The organism is Cedecea neteri NBRC 105707 = ATCC 33855, assembly GCF_001571265.1.
Taxonomy (GTDB): Bacteria; Pseudomonadota; Gammaproteobacteria; order Enterobacterales; family Enterobacteriaceae; genus Cedecea; species Cedecea neteri.
This window is the reverse complement of record NZ_BCTL01000018.1, coordinates 63367-83901: the sequence shown is the minus strand read 5'-3', so window position 1 is coordinate 83901 and position 20535 is coordinate 63367. Positions and strand designations below refer to the sequence as shown.

General features: G+C 55.9%; 18 protein-coding genes and 1 other annotated feature. Of the genes, 12 read left to right on the top strand and 6 right to left on the bottom strand.

Annotated features, from left to right (window positions below; genetic code table 11):
- Positions 1-4: 4 nt before the first annotated feature.
- On the bottom strand, positions 5-1204 hold the full coding sequence (locus tag CNE01S_RS08965) for an efflux RND transporter periplasmic adaptor subunit (protein WP_061275302.1): 1200 nt from the start codon (positions 1202-1204) through the stop codon (positions 5-7).
- 143 nt (positions 1205-1347) lie between these two features.
- On the opposite strand from CNE01S_RS08965, the gene acrR reads away from it, so the two are divergent.
- Positions 1348-1986: a multidrug efflux transporter transcriptional repressor AcrR gene (gene acrR, locus CNE01S_RS08960; protein WP_061275300.1), complete on the top strand. Its 639-nt coding sequence runs from the start codon at positions 1348-1350 to the stop codon at positions 1984-1986.
- A 150-nt stretch (positions 1987-2136) separates the two neighbouring features.
- Positions 2137-5511 carry a mechanosensitive channel MscK gene (gene mscK / locus CNE01S_RS08955; RefSeq protein ID WP_061275299.1) on the top strand — a complete coding sequence of 1125 codons (3375 nt, stop codon included), beginning with the start codon at positions 2137-2139 and terminating at the stop codon, positions 5509-5511.
- 9 nt (positions 5512-5520) lie between these two features.
- Here the strand turns inward: mscK and rsmS are convergent, their stop codons facing one another.
- Both rsmS and priC read right to left on the bottom strand, forming a co-directional pair.
- Complete coding sequence (gene rsmS, locus CNE01S_RS24355; RefSeq protein ID WP_072279121.1) at positions 5521-5679, bottom strand: pleiotropic regulatory protein RsmS; 159 nt, start codon at positions 5677-5679, stop codon at positions 5521-5523.
- 20 nt (positions 5680-5699) lie between these two features.
- On the bottom strand, positions 5700-6236 hold the full coding sequence (priC, locus tag CNE01S_RS08950) for a primosomal replication protein PriC (protein ID WP_061275297.1): 537 nt from the start codon (positions 6234-6236) through the stop codon (positions 5700-5702).
- A 35-nt stretch (positions 6237-6271) separates the two neighbouring features.
- On the opposite strand from priC, the gene CNE01S_RS08945 reads away from it, so the two are divergent.
- From CNE01S_RS08945 to CNE01S_RS08930, 4 genes are all read left to right on the top strand, one after another.
- A complete protein-coding gene (locus tag CNE01S_RS08945) occupies positions 6272-6649 on the top strand; it encodes a DUF454 family protein (protein WP_061275295.1) in 378 nt (125 codons plus the stop codon).
- A gap of 151 nt (positions 6650-6800) precedes the next feature.
- Positions 6801-7352 (top strand): adenine phosphoribosyltransferase, encoded by a 552-nt coding sequence (apt, locus tag CNE01S_RS08940; protein WP_061275293.1) that lies wholly within the window; start codon positions 6801-6803, stop codon positions 7350-7352.
- A gap of 260 nt (positions 7353-7612) precedes the next feature.
- On the top strand, positions 7613-9541 hold the full coding sequence (gene dnaX, locus CNE01S_RS08935) for a DNA polymerase III subunit gamma/tau (protein WP_061275291.1): 1929 nt from the start codon (positions 7613-7615) through the stop codon (positions 9539-9541).
- Positions 8877-8941 (top strand) — a sequence feature (DnaX frameshifting element). Its footprint overlaps the gene before it by 65 nt.
- Before the next feature lie 87 nt (positions 9542-9628).
- Entirely contained in the window at positions 9629-9958 is a 330-nt protein-coding gene (locus tag CNE01S_RS08930; RefSeq protein ID WP_008460260.1) for a YbaB/EbfC family nucleoid-associated protein, read from the top strand.
- Positions 9959-9999: 41 nt separating this feature from the next.
- Here CNE01S_RS08930 and CNE01S_RS08925 read toward each other — a convergent pair whose 3' ends face one another.
- A complete protein-coding gene (locus CNE01S_RS08925; protein WP_061275289.1) occupies positions 10000-10905 on the bottom strand; it encodes a LysR family transcriptional regulator in 906 nt (301 codons plus the stop codon).
- Between the two features lie 108 nt (positions 10906-11013).
- On the opposite strand from CNE01S_RS08925, the gene CNE01S_RS08920 reads away from it, so the two are divergent.
- The 3 genes from CNE01S_RS08920 to htpG all read left to right on the top strand — a co-directional run bounded on the left by CNE01S_RS08920 (position 11014) and on the right by htpG (position 14578).
- Positions 11014-11883, top strand: coding sequence for a pirin family protein (locus CNE01S_RS08920; protein WP_061275287.1), 870 nt, complete (start codon positions 11014-11016; stop codon positions 11881-11883).
- A gap of 104 nt (positions 11884-11987) precedes the next feature.
- Positions 11988-12593 (top strand): recombination mediator RecR, encoded by a 606-nt coding sequence (gene recR / locus CNE01S_RS08915; protein WP_038480219.1) that lies wholly within the window; start codon positions 11988-11990, stop codon positions 12591-12593.
- Positions 12594-12703: 110 nt separating this feature from the next.
- Positions 12704-14578: a molecular chaperone HtpG gene (gene htpG / locus CNE01S_RS08910; RefSeq protein WP_061275341.1), complete on the top strand. Its 1875-nt coding sequence runs from the start codon at positions 12704-12706 to the stop codon at positions 14576-14578.
- A gap of 149 nt (positions 14579-14727) precedes the next feature.
- On the opposite strand, the gene CNE01S_RS08905 is transcribed toward htpG, so the two are convergent.
- Entirely contained in the window at positions 14728-15081 is a 354-nt protein-coding gene (locus CNE01S_RS08905) for a hypothetical protein (protein WP_061275285.1), read from the bottom strand.
- Between the two features lie 400 nt (positions 15082-15481).
- Here CNE01S_RS08905 and adk point away from each other — a divergent pair, with 400 nt between their 5' ends.
- The 3 genes from adk (at position 15482) to CNE01S_RS08890 (ending at position 18592) form a co-directional block, all read left to right on the top strand.
- Positions 15482-16126: an adenylate kinase gene (gene adk / locus CNE01S_RS08900; RefSeq protein ID WP_008460251.1), complete on the top strand. Its 645-nt coding sequence runs from the start codon at positions 15482-15484 to the stop codon at positions 16124-16126.
- 134 nt (positions 16127-16260) lie between these two features.
- On the top strand, positions 16261-17223 hold the full coding sequence (hemH, locus tag CNE01S_RS08895; protein WP_061275283.1) for a ferrochelatase: 963 nt from the start codon (positions 16261-16263) through the stop codon (positions 17221-17223).
- Between the two features lie 64 nt (positions 17224-17287).
- The gene (locus CNE01S_RS08890) at positions 17288-18592 is read left to right on the top strand and encodes an inosine/guanosine kinase (RefSeq protein ID WP_061275281.1); all 1305 of its coding nucleotides are present in this window, start codon (positions 17288-17290) and stop codon (positions 18590-18592) included.
- 72 nt (positions 18593-18664) lie between these two features.
- Here CNE01S_RS08890 and ybaL read toward each other — a convergent pair whose 3' ends face one another.
- Entirely contained in the window at positions 18665-20341 is a 1677-nt protein-coding gene (ybaL, locus tag CNE01S_RS08885; protein WP_061275279.1) for a YbaL family putative K(+) efflux transporter, read from the bottom strand.
- Between the last annotated feature and the right edge of the window lie 194 nt (positions 20342-20535).

Sequence of the window (20535 nt, the reverse complement as noted above, 5' to 3'; positions counted from 1 at the left end):
TAAGTTAAGACTTCGGTTGTTCTGGCTGTGCGCCTGCGGCGGGTTGCTGTTGGCCTTTATTGTCTTCCGCAACTTCCTGCGCTTTTACCTGAACACCCGGTTTTACTTTCTGTAGGCCGGTAACAATGACGCGATCGCCGGTTTCTAAGCCACCGGTCACCAGCCATTTGTCGCCGATCGCCTGGCTGGTTTGCAGCTGACGAACTTCAACCTTGTCATCCTTGCCGACAACCATCGCGGAGGCATCGCCGCGTGGAGTACGAGTCACCCCTTGCTGCGGAACCAGGATAGCGTTCGGGTTAACGCCTTCTTCCAGACTGGCGCGAACAAACATCCCTGGCAGCAGGGTTTTGTCCGGGTTAGGGAAGATGGCGCGCAGGGTGATTGACCCGGTGGTCTGGTCAACTGTCACTTCAGAGAATTCCAGCATCCCTTCCTGAGGATAGGCTACACCGTTGTTCGTCATCAGCTTGACCTTCGCCTTGCCGTTTTCCTGTTTCAGTTTGCCGTCGGCCAGCTCCTGCTTCAGGCGCAGGAAATCATCGCTGGACTGGGTAACGTCTACATAAATAGGGTCGAGCTGCTGGACGGTTGCCAGGGCGGTGGTTTGCCCGCTGGTCACCAGTGCACCTTCGGTGACCGCAGATTTACCGATACGGCCGCTGATAGGCGAGGTCACTTTGGTGTACGCCAGGTTGATACGTGCGGTTTCTACAGCGGCTTTGGCTGCGACGACGTCAGCGTTTGCCTGCTGTGCAGTTGCTGCGGCTGTGTCGTAGTCAGACTGGCTGATGTACTTGGTACCCAGCAGTTTCTGATAACGCTTGACGGTCAACTGTGCGAGATTCGCGCTGGACTGGGCTTTCGCCAGGTCGCCTTTCGCGCTGTCGTACGCAGCCTGATAGGTTGCAGGATCGATCTGGTACAGCGAGACACCGGCCTGAATGTCGCTGCCTTCGGTGAAGTTACGCTTCAGAATAATGCCGCTGACCTGAGGGCGAACTTCTGCAATGCGAAAAGCGTTGGTACGTCCTGGAAGCTCAGTAGTTATCTGCAATGGCGCGCTTTTCAGAGTCACTACACCCACTTCCGGGGCGTGCGGCGCACTCTGCTGGGTCTCTTTCTCGTTACATCCTGTAAGCGCTAAGCTGCCTGAGAGCATCAGAACGGCCGCCAGAGGCGTAAACCCTCTGTTTTTGTTCATATGTAAACCTCGAGTGTCCGATTTCAAAGTTGTTCAATGGATCAAATGTCCACAAACCCATTGCTGCGTTTATATTATCGTCGTGCTATGGTACATACGTTCACAAATGTATGTAAATCTGACTAAAGTAAATTCACCCACTTATGGCACGAAAAACCAAAGCTCAGGCGCTTGAAACCCGCCAGCACATCCTCGACGTTGCGATTCGCCTGTTTTCACAGCAGGGCGTCTCTGCGACTTCGCTCGCGGATATCGCGCAGGCTGCCGGGGTAACACGTGGTGCGATTTACTGGCATTTCAAAAATAAGTCGGAGTTGTTTAGTGAGATCTGGGAGCTAACCGAATCCAGTATTGGTGACTTAGAGATTGAGTATCGGGCAAAATATCCAGACGATCCACTGTCTGTGATAAGAGAATTACTCATTTATATCTTACAGGCAACGGTGACAGAAGAGCGCCGACGCTTAATGACCGAAATCATTTTCCACAAATGTGAGTTTGTCGGTGAACTTGAGGTTCTGCAGCAGGCCAGACGCACGCTCTATATGGAAGGAAATGAACGCATTGAGGCCGCCTTACAGCGCTGTATCGACGCCGGAAAATTGCCTTCGAGCCTGCGCCTCTCCCTCGCCGTTACGCTGATGCGCAGCTACATCACCGGGCTGATTGAAAACTGGCTGGTGGCGCCGGAAACCTTTGATCTTTATGCCAAAGCGCCGGACTTTATCGCCGTGCTTCTGGAGATGTTCCAACTGAGCCCAACGCTGAACAAACCGGCGTAACTTTCGACTTACTTTCACCCTGAAAATGATTTGAGATTCCTCCGAGGGCGATTGCTATTCTGCGCCCTGAAGCCGTGTTATTCTGCGCGTCTTCCGTGGCCTTTTACTTTTAGCTGGCACTCACATGCGCAGCACCGTAATGAATCAACCATGACTACGCAGCACAACGCTCTGTCGCGGACTTCTCGTTCCGCATTCATGCTTTTCCTGTTTTTTTTGGTTTCCATCCTGCTGCCTGTTTGTGCGGCTCAGGCGGCGCAAAGTAATAACGATTTGCCTGCCAGGGCGGAGGTACAGTCGCAGCTGGACACGCTGAACAAGCAAAAGACGCTGACCCCTGACGATAAGCTTACCCAGAAAGATCTCACCGAAACGCTTGAGATGCTGGATAAGCTCGACCGCGTGAAGCAGGAGACGGCGCAGCTTAAAACCACGGTTGCTCAGGCACCGGACAAGCTGAGGCAGGCGACCGACGCGTTGAATTCGCTGAGTACGCCGGCCGACGACGAAGCTACGCGTAAAACGCTGGGCTCGCTTTCCCTTCGGCAGTTGGAAACCCGACTGACCAGCGTGCTAGATCAACTGCAATCGGCCAATAACGATTTATCTACGCTGAACAGCCAACTGGTGTCGCTGCAAACGCAACCTGAGCGCGTGCAGAATGCGATGTACAGCGCTTCGCAGCAGCTCTTGCAGGTGCGCAACCGCCTGAATGGCACCACGCCGGGCGAAGCCACTTTGCGCCCGAGCCAGCAAAATCTGTTGCTGGTACAGCAGGCGTTGCTCAATACGCAGATTGAACAGCAGCGGAAAAGCCTGGAAGGCAATACAGTCTTGCAGGATGCGCTGCAAAAACAACGTGACTACACCAACGCCAATATCGGGCAGCTTGAGCATACGCTTCAACTGCTGCAGGAAGCGGTTAACAGCAAACGCTTAACGCTGACGGAAAAGACCGCTCAGGAAGCCGTCACGCCGGACGACGCTGACGCCAGCGCGGTGCAAAATAACCCGCTGGTGCGTCAGGAATTGGACGTCAACCACCAGCTTAGTCAGCGGCTGATTAACGCTACCCAAAGCGGGAACGAGCTGGTTCAGCGGAATATTCGCGTCAAAAACTGGCTCGATCGCGCGCTGCAGTCCGAGCGTAACTTAAAAGAACAAATTTCGGTGCTAAAGGGCAGCCTCTTGCTGTCGCGCATTCTTTATCAGCAGCAGCAAACGCTGCCGTCTGCCGACGACCTCGAAGACCTCACTAACCGCATTGCCGACCTGCGCCTGGAGCAGTTTGATATTAACCAGCAGCGTGATGCTCTGTTCCAAAGTGACAGCTACGTCGACAAGATTGTCGAAGGGCATAAAAACGAGGTTAACGACGAAGTTCACGATGCGCTGATGCAGGTGGTGGACATGCGTCGCGAGCTGCTGGATCAGCTCAACAAGCAGCTGGGTAATCAGCTGATGATGGCGATTAACCTGCAAATTAACCAGCAGCAGCTGATGAGCGTCAGCACCAGCCTGCAAAAAATGCTGACCCAGCAAATTTTTTGGGTGAACAGTAACAAGCCGATGAACTGGGAGTGGATCAAATCCTTCCCGCGCGCGCTGCATGACCAAATCAAAGGCATGAAGCTGGATATCAGCTGGCACAAAGTGCTGGATGGGCTATTTATGTCGCTGTTCACCGCGCTGCCGCTGATGCTGCTAGCCGGGCTGCTGCGCTGGCGCTATAAGTGGATCGACAAGCAGTTGGCTAAGCTGGCGTCGGAAGTCGGGCAACTACGCACGGATACCCAGCTCAACACGCCCAAAGCGATTTTGCTTAACTTCCTGAAAGTGTTGCCGCTGACGATGGCTATTCTCTCGGTGGGGCTGGTATTGCTGTTTATGCAGCTCAATATTAGCGGGCTGCTGTGGGCGTTTGCCAAAGAACTGGCGCTGTTCTGGCTGGTGTTTGGCATGGCCTGGCGCATTCTGAGCAGCCGCGGCCTGGCCGTAACCTGGTTTAACATGCCGGAGCACCTGACCCGCCATTATCGCCGTCAAATAGTGCGTATTAGCTTTGCCTTGCTGCCGCTGTTGTTCTGGTCGGTTGTCGGCGAGCTGTCGCCGCTGAATCTGATGGACGATGTGCTTGGGCAGTTTATGATTTTCCTTAACCTGCTGCTGATCACCGCGCTGGTTATTCCGATGTGCCGCGACAACTGGCGTGACAAAGAGTCACACCCGATGCGCCTGCTGACCATTACCGTACTCTCTATTGTACCGGTAGCGCTGCTGGTACTGACGGCAACCGGCTATTTCTATACCACGCTGCGGCTGGCTAACCGTTGGATAGACACGGTTTACCTGGTGATTATCTGGAATCTGATTCACCAGACGGTGATCCGTGGCCTGAGCGTTGCGGCGCGCCGTATTGCCTACCGCCGCGCGCTGGCCCGCCGGCAGAATATGGTTAAAGAGGGCGCGGAGGGCGCTGAACCCGTCGAAGAGCCGCCGCTGGCGCTGGATCAGATCAACCAGCAGACCATGCGTTTAACCATGCTGCTGATGTTCGCCCTGTTCGGCGTGGTGTTCTACGCCATCTGGTCGGATTTAATTACCGTCTTTGCCTATCTCGACAGCATCGTGCTGTGGCACTACACCGGCAGCGAAGCCGGCGCCACGGTGATGAAAAACGTCACCATGGGCAGCATCTTGTTCGCGATAGTGGCGACGATGGTCGCCTGGGCGCTGATTCGAAACTTGCCGGGCTTGCTTGAAGTCCTGGTCCTGTCGCGGCTGAAAATGCGCCAGGGGGCTTCCTACGCGATTACAACCATTCTTAACTACGCCATTATCGTGATTGGGGCGATGACGGTGTTTGGCTCGCTGGGTGTGTCCTGGGACAAACTGCAATGGCTGGCAGCGGCGCTGTCGGTAGGTTTGGGCTTTGGTTTGCAGGAGATCTTCGGGAACTTCGTTTCCGGTCTGATCATTCTGTTCGAACGCCCGGTGCGTATCGGCGATACCGTCACCATCGGGACGTTCTCCGGCAGCGTCAGCAAGATCCGTATCCGCGCGACGACAATCACCGACTTTGACCGTAAAGAAGTGATCATCCCGAACAAGGCTTTCGTGACCGAACGACTGATCAACTGGTCGCTGACGGACACGATCACCCGCGTGGTGATCAAGCTCGGCGTGGCGTATGGATCCGATCTCGATAAAGTGAAAGAGATCCTGCTGAAGGCGGCAATGGACCATCCGCGGGTGATGCATGACCCGGAACCTGCGGTGTACTTCACGACGTTCGGCGCCAGCACGCTTGACCACGAACTGCGCCTGTATGTCCGTGAACTGCGTGACCGCAGCATCACCGTGGATGAGTTGAACCGCGCCATCGACAGACTGTGCCGTGAAAACAATATCAATATTGCCTTCAACCAGCTTGAGGTGCATCTGCACAACGAGAAGGGCGATGAGCTGACGGAAGTGAAGCGCGATTTGGGCAAAAATGGCGGCCTGCTGCCGCCGTCTCTCTAAACGTGAAAATCAGCGGGAAGCCGTTTCTTCCCGCTGTTTACGTAGAAAATCTTCACGAACGATGTCCAGCGCCGCAATCGCGGTATCCGTTGGGATCTGATGCTGCTCCAGCAGCATAATTAAATCGACGGCCAGTTTGACCTCGTCCGGGGCGTTATCCAGCGACATTCCTGCTCCTTATTTTTGGGTTAACTCAGCCCGCGTTCACGTCTTTCAATGGCTTTTTCTATACGGGTCAGCGCCAGGCGGCAGCGCTGCAGGCGGCCTTCCAGCGCGGCCAGTTCACGCTGAAGCTTTTGCTGGCCGGCAAGCGTGGTTTGCAGTGAAAGCTGGCTTTCGCGATCGCTCACCATCGCCAGCAGCCTGCGTTCGTAATCCTGATGCGTGGCCAGTTTTTCGTACAGATTTTCCTGCACCTTCTGCGTCGGCTCGCTTTTGCGTAAATGCGCGGTGGCTAATTCTCGCTGCAGCGCGGCAATCTGCGCCACCAGCTTTTCGGCGATAAACGCCACCTGGTCCGTTTTACCGTGGCTGACGCTCAGCTGAAGCTGGGCGAGATTGGCCTGGGCTTCCTGCAGATAATCTTTCAGCTGCGTGCTGTGGGTATGGAAGAGCTTACGGTCAAAGCGCGCCTGGCTTGCCCGCAGCAGAGCGACCGGCTCAACGGCGGCCGCCAGCTCGGCGACGCGAGCTTCAAGGGCTTGTAACAGCGAAGCGGTTTTCACAAAATGGCTCTCCAGGGATTGTCAGAGGTTACAGCATGAAGCGTCTTATTCTACTCATCATCGGCTGGCTGGCGGTAGTGCTTGCGACGCTGGGCGTGATATTACCGCTGTTGCCGACCACGCCATTTTTGCTGCTGGCCGCGTGGTGTTTTGCCCGCTCGTCGCAGCGTTTTCACCACTGGCTGCTATACCGTTCGTGGTTTGGTAGCTATCTGTGGCACTGGCAAACGCACCGCGCAATGCCCCGCGGTTCTAAGCCAAAAGCTATTTTGTTTATTCTCGTTACCTTCGCGCTTTCGCTATGGCTGGTGAAGATAGTGTGGGTTAGAATTTTGCTGTTGGTGATACTTTGTGCGTTGCTTGTTTTTATGTGGCGCATTCCGGTGGTTGATGAAGCACAACAAAAGCGATAAACCTCAGCAGAAGCTGTTGCAATTGTCGCGCCCAGCCAGTAAATTCGAGCGTTTTCGAGAACGGGTACGGCTGGTTAACCGTTAACCAGTGGTTCACATTTGAACCCACAGGTACTCTGTTTAGTATCATGTTTTTAGCAGGCATAAACCGATGACCGCGACTGCGCAGCAGCTTGAATATCTCAAAAACAGCATTAAAAGCGTTCCTGATTACCCAAAACCAGGAATTCTGTTCCGTGACGTGACCAGCTTGCTGGAAGATCCGAAAGCATATGCCACCAGCATTGCGCTGTTAGTTTCTCGTTTTAAAGACGCTGGTATCACCAAAGTGGTGGGCACCGAAGCGCGAGGCTTCCTGTTTGGTGCTCCGGTTGCGTTGGAACTGGGCGTTGGGTTCATTCCTGTGCGCAAGCCTCGTAAGCTGCCGCGTGAAACCATCGCCGAAAGCTACGAGCTGGAATACGGCACCGACAGCCTTGAAATCCACGTAGATGCCATCAAACCGGGCGATAAAGTGCTGGTGGTGGACGATCTGCTGGCAACCGGCGGCACCATTGAAGCGACGGTGAAACTGATTCGTCGTCTCGGCGGTGAAGTGACCGACGCTGCTTTCGTTATCAACCTGTTTGACCTCGGCGGCGAGCAGCGCCTGGAAAAGATGGGCGTGAAAAGCTTCTGCCTGGTGCCTTTCCCGGGTCACTAATATCGTCTGTATTCCCATAGAATGACAAGCCTCGCTCGCCCATCGGGCGGGGCTTTAGTTTAGCGACAAACGCCAAAAAACGTGGTTTTTAGGCGTTTGGGCAAGTCAAAAGTTCATATCCTTTGCTTTTTTGAGGCGAAGAGAATGCTTTTAAAGCGCCAATATACAGTCAGATATCACAGGCCTCGCCCATCGGGCGGGGCTTATGTTAGCATTACCCCCTCGATTCACCTTTCCCGCGAACCAGAGCCTAACTCCAGATGAGCTACCAGGTCTTAGCCCGCAAATGGCGCCCCCAAACTTTTGCTGATGTTGTCGGCCAGCAACACGTACTGACCGCGCTGGCTAATGGTTTGTCGCTGGGCCGCATCCACCACGCGTACCTTTTTTCCGGCACCCGTGGGGTGGGGAAAACCTCAATCGCTCGCCTGCTGGCGAAAGGGCTGAATTGTGAAACCGGCATTACCGCAACCCCTTGTGGCGTCTGCGATAACTGCCGCGAAATAGAACAGGGCCGCTTTGTCGACCTGATTGAGATAGACGCCGCCTCGCGCACCAAAGTAGAAGACACCCGCGATCTGCTGGACAACGTGCAGTACGCCCCCGCGCGTGGCCGCTTTAAGGTCTACCTTATCGATGAAGTGCACATGCTCTCGCGCCACAGCTTTAACGCGCTGCTTAAGACGCTGGAAGAGCCGCCTCCGCACGTAAAATTCCTGCTGGCCACCACCGATCCGCAAAAGCTGCCGGTAACGATTCTTTCCCGTTGTCTGCAGTTCCACCTGAAAGCGCTGGACGTTGAACAGATCCGCCATCAGCTGGAGCATATTCTTGGTGAAGAGAAAGTCGTTAGTGAGCCCCGTGCACTGCAGCTGTTAGCCCGCGCGGCGGACGGCAGCCTGCGAGATGCGCTCAGCCTCACCGACCAGGCGATTGCCAGCGGCGACGGGCAGGTCACCACTGCGGCCGTTAGCACCATGCTCGGCACGCTTGATGATGACCAGGCGCTGTCGCTGATTGAAGCTGTCGTCCAGGCTGACGGGCAGCGCGTAATGGCATTGCTGAATGACGCAGCCGCGCGTGGCGTCGAGTGGGAAGCGCTGCTGGTGGAAATGTCCGCGTTGCTGCACCGCGTGGCGATGGTTCAGCTTTCTCCGGCTGCCCTTGGCAGCGATATGGCGGCCATCGAACAGCGTATGCGTGAGCTGGCGCGCGTTGTTCCGCCCGCCGACGTCCAGCTTTACTACCAGACGCTGCTGATTGGCCGCAAAGAGCTGCCGTGGGCGCCGGATCGCCGGATGGGGGTAGAAATGACGCTGCTGCGTGCGCTGGCCTTCCATCCGCGCAAACCGCTGCCCGAGCCGGAAGTGCCCCGCCAGGCGGCAAGCATTCCGGTGATTAACCCGGCTTCGCATCAGCCGACAGCAAGGCAGCAGCAGACGGCTCCGCCACCGGACAGGGAAGCCCCTCCGCTGCCGGATGCCACCAGCCAGATCCTTCAGGCGCGCAGCCAACTGATGCGCCAGCAGGAGGCTGATAAAGCAAAAAAGAATGAGCCGGCAGCGCAACGACTAGCGCGGCCGGCAAAAAGCACCGCGCTGGAACGTTTGGCCTCGGTAACCGAACGCGTTCAGGCGCGCCCTGCGCCAGCGGCGCTGGAAAAACCGGCGAAGCCAGAAGCCTATCGCTGGAAGGCACAAAATCCGACGGAAGTCGCCCCTGAGCCGGTCGCTACGCCCAAGGCGCTGAAAAAAGCGCTTGAGCATGAAAAAACGCCGGAGCTGGCGCAGAAGCTGGCCGAAGAGGCTATTGAGCGCGACGAATGGGCGGCGGAAATCAATCAACTGGTGCTGCCAAAACTGGTGCAACAGCTGGCGCTTAACGCCTGGAAAGAGGCGGACGGCAACCGGGTTTGCCTGCATTTGCGCCCTGGCCAGCGTCACCTGAATTCGCCATCGGCGCAAAAAACGCTGTCAGATGCCATGAGTTCGCACCATGGCGAAGCGATAGAACTGACTATTATTGAAGATGAGAATTTGGCTCGCCGCACCCCGCTGGAATGGCGTCAGGCTATCTATGAAGAGAAGCTGGCGCAGGCACGCGAGGCGATGAGCAACGACAGCAATATTCAGACTCTGCAAAGATTCTTTGATGCAGAGCTGGATGAAGATAGTATTCGCCCTGTTTGATATGCCTCGTTTTGCGCGGCATAGTGTGAAACCCTGATAGCCACTGTCGCATTCTGCGAGGGCTGGCCCGATGAAAGAGAGAAGATTATGTTTGGAAAAGGCGGTCTGGGTAACCTGATGAAGCAGGCCCAGCAGATGCAGGAAAAAATGGCCCAGGCTCAGGAAGAAATCGCCAACATGGAAGTCACCGGCGAGTCCGGCGCGGGCCTGGTAAAAGTGACCATCAACGGGGCGCACAACTGCCGCCGTGTCGAAATCGACCCAAGCCTGATGGAAGATGACAAAGAGATGGTTGAAGACCTGGTTGCCGCAGCCTTCAACGATGCCGCTCGCCGCATTGGTGAAGCGCAGAAAGAAAAAATGGCTGGGGTTTCCAACGGCATGCAATTGCCACCGGGCTTCAAAATGCCATTCTGATGTTTTCCAGTCTTCTCCCGCCAGGGAGAAGGCTGTTTGATCTACTCTTCATCCAGCGCCTGATAGCTCTCCGCCAGAAAATCAATCAACGCCCGTACCGCCGGTAACTGCCCTCGCCGGGAAGGGAAGACCACATGCACGATCTCCATTCTTGCTCGCCATTCAGGCAACACGTGAACCAGCTTGCCCCGCGCCAGCGCATCGTTAAGCATCAGCTTCGGGAGCTGCACGACGCCAATGCCATTAAGCGCGGCGGTGCGCAGCGCGATCATATCTGTGGTAACAAAACGGGGCCTGTGGTGAACAATCACCTCCTGCTGCTCCGGGCCAAACAGACACCAGCGATAAGTTTGCTGCGGCCTGTCCAGCGCCAGGCTTGGCCAGTGGGCCAGATCCGTTGGTGCGGCAGGCATACCCTGACGGGCTACCAGCTCCGGGCTGGCCACCAGGCACATGCTGCGCGTTGCCAGCTTGCGCATCACCAGCTCGCTGTCTTCCAGCGGCAAAGGCCGCACGCGAATCGCTAAATCAACGTTTTCGTTCAACACGTCCACGCGGCGGTTGGTTTCCTCGAGCTGAATTACTATCTGCGGATAGAGGCTCATAAAACGCGCCAGCATATCGCCGATGTGGACATGCAAAAGCGCAATCGGGCAGGTGAGGCGAATCAGCCCTCGCGGCTCTGATTTTAACGTGTCGATGGCCTCCTGCGCCGCTTCAGCTTCGATCATCATCGCCTTGCAGTGGCGATAGAAGATTTGCCCGGCCTCGGTGACGGTGAAGCTGCGGGTCGAGCGCTGTAACAGGCGGGTTTCAAGCCGGTCTTCAAGCAGCGCAATGCGGCGGCTCAGGCGTGATTTTGGAATGCCGATCGCCCGGCTGGCGGGGGAGAAACCGCCGTTGTCGACCACCTGCACGAAATACCACAGATCGTTGAGGTCCTGCATTTCTATTGTCCTGTTCATGGAACACTGAGTCTACTTTAGCACTCTACCGGGCTGAGCGTCTGACAGGTAAGCTTTATCCCATCAGAAACAACCCTTGTGGAGAGAATCATGAAATCAATTCTTGGCGTTTACACCGCACCGGCTTCCCACTGGGTGGGCGATGGTTTCCCGGTTCGTTCGCTGTTTTCGTACTCTAAATTTGCCGAGCAACTTAGCCCGTTCCTGCTGCTGGACTACGCGGGCCCGGCGGAATTTAAGCCGAGCAATAAAGGCCAGCGCGGCGTGGATCAGCATCCGCATCGCGGCTTTGAAACCGTGACTATCGTCTACAAAGGCGAAGTAGCGCACCGCGATAACGCCGGTAACGGCGGCGTAATTGGTCCGGGAGACGTGCAGTGGATGACCGCAGGGAGCGGGATCCTGCATGAGGAATATCATTCTCCGGCGTTTAGCGAAGCGGGCGGCAGCCTGGAAATGGTGCAGCTGTGGGTTAACCTGCCTGCAAAAGACAAAATGACCGCGCCTGGCTATCAGCCGATTACCGACGGCGATATTCCGGTGGTCGATTTGCCGGACAATGCCGGTAAGGCTCGCGTGATTGCCGGCGAGTTTGAAGGGACCAAAGGCCCGGCTCGCACCTTCTCGCCAATCAGTATCTGGGATTTACGCCTTAACCCGCAGGGCGTGACTCGGCTGGCGGTGAAAGACGGCTGGAACACGGCGCTGGTGGTGCTGAAAGGCACGGTGCTGGTCAACGGTGAAGAGGTGGCTCGCGAGGCGCAGCTGGTGGTGCTGGATGCCAAAGGCGATAGCGTGACCCTTGAAGCCAACAATGACGCGGTGGTTCTGCTGCTCAGCGGTGAACCTCTGAATGAGCCGGTTGTGGGTTACGGTCCGTTTGTGATGAACACCAAAGAGGAAATTCATCAGGCCATCGATGATTTTAACCAGGGCCGTTTCGGCAAAGACATCGCGTAAACTTTATCCCCCCGGCGAGCCTTCGTGCGGGGGATATCTTTTCCTATACCCATCCGCAAGGCTAATGTTAGGCTATAGCCCACTTTTTCTCACAAGCCCGAGCGATGCAAACCAGTCCTTTACTCTCAGCCCTTATGGAATCCCTGCGCTGCCTGCCCGGCGTTGGCCCGAAATCTGCCCAGCGTATGGCGTTTGCCCTGCTGCAGCGCGACCGCAGCGGCGGTATGCGTCTGGCTCAGGCGCTGACCCGCGCGATGTCCGAGATTGGCCACTGTGCGGATTGCCGTACCTTCACCGAGCAGGAAGTTTGCTCCATTTGCTCTAACCCGCGTCGCCAGGAAAATGGCCAGATTTGCGTGGTCGAAAGCCCGGCGGATATTCACGCTATCGAGCAAACCGGGCAGTTCTCCGGCCGTTATTTTGTGCTGATGGGACACCTTTCTCCGCTGGACGGCATTGGCCCGAACGACATCGGCCTGGATCGCCTTGAGCATCGCCTTGCCAGCGAGCCGATGAAAGAGGTCATTCTCGCCACCAACCCGACGGTGGAAGGTGAGGCGACCGCCAACTACATTGCCGAGCTATGCGCCCAGTACGGCGTTGAAGCCAGCCGTATCGCGCACGGTGTGCCGGTAGGCGGCGAGCTTGAAATGGTGGACGGCACCACGCTGTCGCACTCGCTGGTTGGCCGCCACAAGATTAATTTTTAGCCGTTCGGAGGAGGTTTTTGCCTCCTCCTGCTTGAAAAGGCACAAATCGCTACCATATCCCCCTCAACGTTTTCTTCATCCCGTATGATTTTGTTGAGGTATCAATGACCATGAAAGGACAAGAGACCCGCGGTTTTCAGTCAGAGGTAAAACAGCTTCTGCACCTGATGATCCACTCTCTGTATTCAAACAAAGAAATCTTCCTGCGTGAGCTGATCTCCAACGCCTCTGATGCGGCAGACAAGCTGCGCTTCCGCGCGCTGTCGAACGCCAGCCTTTATGAAGGCGACGGTGAGCTGCGCGTTCGCGTCTCTTTTGACAAAGAGAATCGCACCCTGACCATCGCCGATAACGGCATTGGTATGACCCGCGATGAAGTCATTGATCATCTGGGTACCATTGCTAAATCCGGCACCAAAGCTTTCCTCGAGTCCATGGGCTCCGATCAGGCGAAAGACAGCCAACTGATTGGTCAGTTTGGCGTTGGCTTCTACTCTGCGTTTATCGTGGCTGACAAAGTCACCGTTCGCACACGCGCCGCCGGTGCCAGCGCGGAGCAGGGCGTGTTCTGGGAATCTGAAGGCGCGGGTGAATACACCGTGGCCGACATCGAGAAAGCCGATCGCGGTACCGAAATCACGCTGCACCTGCGCGAAGGCGAAGATGAGTTCCTGGACGACTGGCGCGTTCGCTCCATCATCAGCAAATATTCTGACCATATCGCTTTGCCGGTTGAGATTGAACAGCAAGAAGAAAAAGACGGTGAAACCGTTATTAGCTGGGAAAAAATCAACAAAGCTCAGGCGCTGTGGACTCGCAGCAAGTCTGAAGTCAGCGAAGACGAATACAAAGAGTTCTACAAGCATATCGCCCATGACTTTACCGACCCTATTTCCTGGAGTCATAACCGTGTGGAAGGTAAGCAGGAATACACCAGCCTGCTGTATATCCCTTCCCAGGCACCGTGGGACATGTGGAACCGCGACCATAAACACGGGCTGAAGCTCTACGTACAGCGCGTGTTTATCATGGACGATGCCGAGCAGTTCATGCCGAACTACCTGCGCTTTGTTCGCGGCCTGATAGATTCTAACGATCTGCCGCTGAACGTTTCCCGTGAAATTCTGCAGGACAGCCGCGTGACCCAGAACCTGCGTAGCGCGCTGACCAAACGCGTGCTGCAGATGCTGGATAAGCTGGCGAAAGATGACGCCGAGAAGTACCAAACCTTCTGGAAAAACTTCGGCCTCGTGCTGAAAGAAGGCCCGGCGGAAGATAACGCGAACCAGGAAGCGATCGCTAAGCTGCTGCGCTTCGCGACCACGCACACGGATTCTTCAGCCCAGACCGTGTCGCTGGAAGAGTACGTCTCCCGCATGAAAGAAGGCCAGGAGAAGATCTACTACATTACCGCAGACAGCTACGCGGCGGCGAAGAGCAGCCCGCATCTGGAACTGCTGCGTAAGAAAGGCATCGAGGTTCTGCTGCTTTCCGACCGCATCGACGAGTGGATGATGAGCTACCTGACCGAGTTCGACGGTAAAGCGTTCCAGTCTGTGAGCAAAACCGACGAATCGCTGGATAAGCTGACGGACGAAGAGACCGAAGAAGCGAAAGAAGCTGAGAAAGCCCTGGAGCCGTTCGTGGACCGCGTGAAAACCCTGCTGGGCGAGCGCGTGAAGGAAGTGCGCCTGACTCACCGCCTGACCGATACGCCGGCGATCGTGACCACCGACAGCAACGACATGAGCACCCAGATGGCGAAACTGTTTGCCGCTGCGGGCCAGGAAGTGCCGGACGTGAAGTACATCTTCGAGCTTAACCCGGAGCATGCGCTGGTGAAACGCGCTGCGGATACGCAGGATGACGCGCAGTTCGGCGAGTGGGTTGAACTGCTGCTGGACCAGGCGCTGTTAGCCGAGCGCGGTCAGCTGGAAGATCCTAACCAGTTCATCCGCCGTATGAACCAGCTGCTGGTTTCTTAAGTCGGGTTGAGAGACTGACAAAAACCACCTGCATCGGCAGGTGGTTTTTTTCGCTTAAATTTGGGGCGTGGCAATCACCTTAAAAATAAATGATATAAAAGTAAGGTTATTTCACTGCCGTCATGTGAGTGTCTGATATTGAATTTCAGCTATGACAGCCACTTTATTTTGCTTTCCCAGCCTTTAAGTTCCATGCACTGATTAAATAACCTGTCGCGGCTTTCACTATTCACATCCATCACATAGCTTTCTATTTCAGGTTTTTTTACCGCCCGAGTTTTCTCGCCGTCGCAATCATCTTTTTTTGTACAGGCTTCATAGTAAGTGGTGTACTTAGTCCGCTGTGCAACCTCGTTCCTCACCGGAAAAGCCTGCTGGGCTTGGGTTTCACAGGCAGCACGTGCGCTGGTGTATTCCTGCGCGTTACTGCGAGTTTTTACCCACTGCGATGTGCATCCGCTGAGCAGCAAACAACAGATGAGGGGGAGTAAAGTCTTATTCATGGCGGGCGCTCTTCCTCTTAGCAAAATAGATCTCCTGATTAACAGCCTGACGCCATACAGAATCGGCAGGAGTGTTGGGCGCCATTATAATTGCTGTATATAAACGTAATCTATATAGCGCACCTTTTTCAGTAAGCATGACGAGTCACAAATCAGCAGACGAAGACCTAATTTATCCCTGGTGATATAAGGGATAAATAAGCTGCTCTACAAATAAAAACACTGTTTGGCTGAACCGATTCTGGCTTCGGCCGCAGCAAAAAATGGGGCGAGATCCTGGCGGAATCCAGGCTCGGAGCCTCAGCCTGAGTGCCTCCCTTCCTTGTGATGATACCGCCTTTAGTGGTATGGTTTTGGCCTCAAATTCGATTGAATAATTAAACGTATGGGGAATTACGCAATGCGTATCATTCTGCTCGGCGCGCCGGGCGCAGGTAAAGGGACTCAGGCTCAGTTCATCATGGAGAAATACGGTATTCCGCAAATCTCCACCGGTGATATGCTGCGTGCCGCGGTCAAATCTGGTTCAGAACTGGGTAAACAGGCCAAAGACATCATGGATGCTGGCAAGCTGGTGACCGATGAGCTGGTTATCGCCCTGGTTAAAGAACGCATTGCGCAGGAAGACTGCCGTAACGGTTTCCTGCTGGACGGTTTCCCACGCACTATCCCGCAGGCTGACGCCATGAAAGAAGCGGGCATCAAAGTTGACTTCGTGCTGGAGTTCGACGTTCCGGACGAACTGATCGTTGATCGTATCGTAGGCCGTCGCGTACACGCTGCTTCCGGCCGCGTTTACCACATCAAATTCAACCCACCTAAGGTTGAAGGCAAAGACGATGTGACCGGCGAAGAGCTGACCACCCGTAAAGACGATCAGGAAGAAACCGTGCGTAAACGCCTGGTGGAATATCATCAGATGACCGCGCCGCTGATCGGCTACTACTCTAAAGAAGCGCAGGCGGGTAACACCCAATACGCTAAAGTTGACGGCACCCAAGCCGTGGCTGACGTTCGCGCAGAGCTGGAAAAAATCCTCGGATAATTTCCCACTGCGACAATCAATACCAGGGCATGCCCTGGTATTTTTTTGTCCTCATTTTCCCCTTTTGCTGTAATCGGTTCTCGTTTCGCTCTTTTACGTTACAATTGACGGCAATTTATAGATAAGGGGTGGGAATGAATCAGGAAAAAATTGGCATCTTACTGGCTAACCTTGGCACGCCGAGCGCCCCGACTCCGGCGGCGGTCAACCGCTATCTGCGTCAGTTTCTGAGCGATAAGCGCGTGGTGGATACGCCTCGCCTGCTGTGGTGGCCTTTGCTGCGCGGCGTCATTCTGCCGCTGCGTTCGCCGCGCGTCGCTAAACTCTACCAGTCCATCTGGATGGAAGAGGGCTCGCCGCTGATGGTTTACAGCCGTCGGCAGGAGAAAGCGCTGGCGCAGCAGTTGCCGGACACGCCGGTTGCGCTGGGGATGAGCTACGGCGAACCGTCGCTGAAAAGCGCTGTAGAGGAGCTGCTGGCGCAGAACGTCACGCACATTGTGGTGCTGCCGCTTTACCCTCAGTTTTCCTGCTCCACCGTCGCGGCGGTATGGGACGAATTGGGGCGGATCTTCGCCGATTATCGCAGCCTGCCTTCTATCTCCCTGATTCGTGACTATGCGACCGACACCGCGTACATCAACGCGCTCGCGGCCTCGGTTAAACGCTCTTTTGCCGAACACGGCGAGCCGGACGTGCTGCTGCTTTCCTATCACGGCATTCCGCAGCGCTATGCCAACGAAGGCGATGATTACCCGCAGCGCTGTCGCGACACGACCCGTGAGCTGCTGAGCGCCCTTGAGCTGCCGCCCGAAAAAGTGATGATGACCTACCAGTCACGCTTTGGCCGTGAACCGTGGCTGATGCCGTACACCGACGAAACGCTGAAAATGCTGGCCGAAAAGGGCGTGAAGCACATTCAGGTGATGTGTCCTGGCTTCTCCGCCGACTGCCTGGAAACCCTCGAAGAGATGGCGGTGCAGAACCGGGAAGTGTTTATCGAAGCGGGCGGGACGAAATACGAGTACATCCCAGCGCTGAATGACGATCCGGCCCATATCGCCATGATGGTCAATCTGGTGGAGCGGTATCGCTAAATAGAATCCTGAGGCGGGGAATGTTACTATTCTCCGCCTTATTATTCAGCCCCGTAACGACACCATGAAATTTCCCGGTAAACGCAAATCCAAACACTACTTCCCCGTCAACGCCCGCGATCCGCTCCTGCAGCAAACTCAGCCTGAAGCCGAAAGTGGTTCTTCCTGGGTGGTCGGCATCGATCAAACGCTGGTCGACATTGAAGCCAAAGTGGACGACGAATTTGTACAGCGCTACGGGCTGAGCTTCGGTCATTCCCTGGTGATTGAGGATGATGTGGCCGACGCGCTCTACAAAGAACTGGTCGACAACAACCTGATTACCCACCAGTTTGCCGGGGGCACCATCGGCAATACCATGCACAACTACTCGGTGCTGGCCGATGACCGTTCGGTGCTGCTCGGCGTGATGTGCCGTAACGTCGAGATCGGCAGCTACGCTTACCGCTACCTCTGCAATACCTCCAGCCGGACCGATCTTAACTACCTGCAGGGCGTAGACGGCGCGATTGGCCGCTGCTTTACGCTGATTGGCGACCAGGGTGAGCGTACGTTCGCCATCAGCCCTGGCCACATGAACCAGCTGCGCGCTGAAAGCATTCCTGAAGAGGTGATTGCCGGGGCGTCCGCGCTGGTGCTGACCTCTTACCTGGTGCGCTGCAAGCCGGGCGAGCCGATGCCGGACGCCACTATGCAGGCGATTGCCTGGGCGAAGAAACACAACGTGCCGGTGGTACTGACCCTGGGCACCAAATACGTGATTGCCGAGAATCCGGCCTGGTGGCAGGCCTTCCTGAGCGAACACGTTTCTATCCTGGCGATGAACGAAGAAGAGGGTGAGGCGCTAACCGGCGAAAGCGATCCGTTGCTGGCCGCCGACAAGGCGCTGGACTGGGTTGACCTGGTACTGTGCACCGCCGGGCCGGTCGGGCTTTATATGGCGGGCTACACCGAAGAAACCGCGAAGCGTAATACCCAACATCCTCTGTTGCCGGGGGCTATCGCCGAATTTAACCAGTACGAATTTAGCCGCGCGATGCGCCTGAAAGACTGTGCTGAACCGCGGCGTATCTACTCCCATATCGCCCCTTACATGGGCGGCCCGGAGAAGATAATGAACACCAACGGGGCGGGTGACGGCGCGCTTGCGGCGCTGCTGCACGATATTACCGCGAACAACTATCACCGCAGCAACGTGCCGAACTCCAGCAAGCACAAGCTGACCTGGCTGACCTATTCCTCGCTGGCTCAGGTGTGCAAATACGCCAACCGCGTTAGCTATCAGGTGCTGAATCAGCATTCTCCACGCCTGACGCGCGGCCTGCCCGAGCGGGAAGACAGCCTCGAAGAGTCTTACTGGGAACGTTAAGCTGAAGAGCAGAGCCTGAGGAAGGCTCTGTTTTTTTGAAGCGGGCAGGTGCCAGACCTGCCCAAAAAACAATTAACCCGTCACCGCTTCTTGCGTGACCGGCGGCACCAGCAGCCCCAGCATGGTGTTGGCAATCTCCCTTTCTCCCATCACAACCTGATTAGCGCCACGCTCGGTGATGTAATCCACTTCGTCGTCGTAATGCGCGCGGGCGATGATCTCGATATCCGGGCATTTTGCTCTGGCCGTCGCGACGATTTCACCCGCCTCGTAGCCGTTAGGGATAGTCAGCAGCAGCCAGCGCGCGCAGTCCAGGTGCGCCAGATTCATGATCTCTTCGTTGGCGGCATTGCCCAGCACGGCCCGGATACCACGCTCGCGTAGCTCATCCACGCGGCTGCGGGAGGTTTCAATCACCACCAGCGGCACGCCTTCGGCCAGCAGCTTCTCGCCCAGCAGGCTGCCGACGCGGCCATAGCCGACCAGCAGCGCATGGTTGCAGATATCCACCGGGATTTGCTTCTCTTCTTCGATAGCCTCTTCCAGCGTCTGTTCGTCCAGCGTTTCGGTTTTTTCAAGGTAGCGCTCAAGAATGGCGAACAGAATCGGGTTCAGCATAATCGACAGGATTGCGCCCGCCAGCACCAGGTTTTGCCCGGTCTGCGGCAGCAGGTTCAGCGCCATGCCGAGGCCCGCCAGGATAAAGGCAAACTCACCAATTTGCGCGAGGCTGGTGGCGATGGTCAACGCGGTACGCTGGGAGTGGCCAAACATGCGCACCAGCAGGAACGCCGCCAGTGATTTACCGAAGATGATAATAGCCAGCGTGCCCAGCACCGCCAGCGGCTCCTGAATCAGAATCAGCGGGTCAAACAACATCCCGACGGAGACAAAGAACAGCACCGCAAAGGCGTCGCGCAGCGGCAGCGTGTCGTGCGCCGCACGGTGGCTAAGCTCGGACTCATTCAGCACCATACCGGCAAAGAAGGCACCCAGCGCAAAGGAAACGTCAAACAGCTCCACCGCACCAAAGGCGATGCCGAGCGCCAGCGCGAGGACCGAAAGGGTAAACAGTTCGCGGGAGCCGGTGGCGGCACTGCGTGCCAGAATCCACGGCACAAGGCGACGGCCTACCAGCATCATCAGGGCGATAAACGCCGCGACCTTGCCGATGGTAATAGCCATATCCAGGCTCAGGGAAGCCAGGCCAACGTCGCCTTTTTCCAGCATTCCGGCTACCGCAGGCAGCAGCACCAGCGTCAGCACCATCACCAGGTCTTCAACAATCAGCCAGCCAATGGCAATCTGCCCTCGCTGGGTATCGATTAACTGCCTCTCTTCAAGCGCACGTAGCAGCACGACGGTACTTGCCGTCGACAAACATAGCCCGAAGACGATGCCGGTCATCAATGACCAGCCCATCAGCCAGGAAAGCGCCATGCCCAGCAGCGTCGCGACGCCAATCTGCGCGATCGCACCGGGGATGGCGATGGCCTTTACCGCCATCAAATCCTTCAATGAAAAATGCAGCCCAACGCCGAACATCAGCAGAATCACGCCTAATTCCGCCAGTTCAGGGGCAAGTTTGGTATCAGCAACAAAACCTGGAGTAAAAGGTCCCGCCAGCACGCCAGCTAATAAATAGCCCACCAGCGGAGATATGCGCAGCTTGTTAGCCAGCATACCGAGTAAAAAAGCGAGCACGAGACCACCAACAATGGTGGTGATAAGCGGTGTGGCGTGATGCATTCCGTCTCCTTTGGTTGGCCGATGTTCCAAAACGTTCTGTTACACAGTTTATGACAATTTCCTTATCGGCGTTTATGAATAATTGTTGAATTTTGAATAAAAGGCGCATTTCGATAAAAAAAAGGCTCTGAGTAGCATTTAACTCAGTTATGTGGGGCAGTTACCAGAAGGGTATGGCAATGGGACGCGGCCAA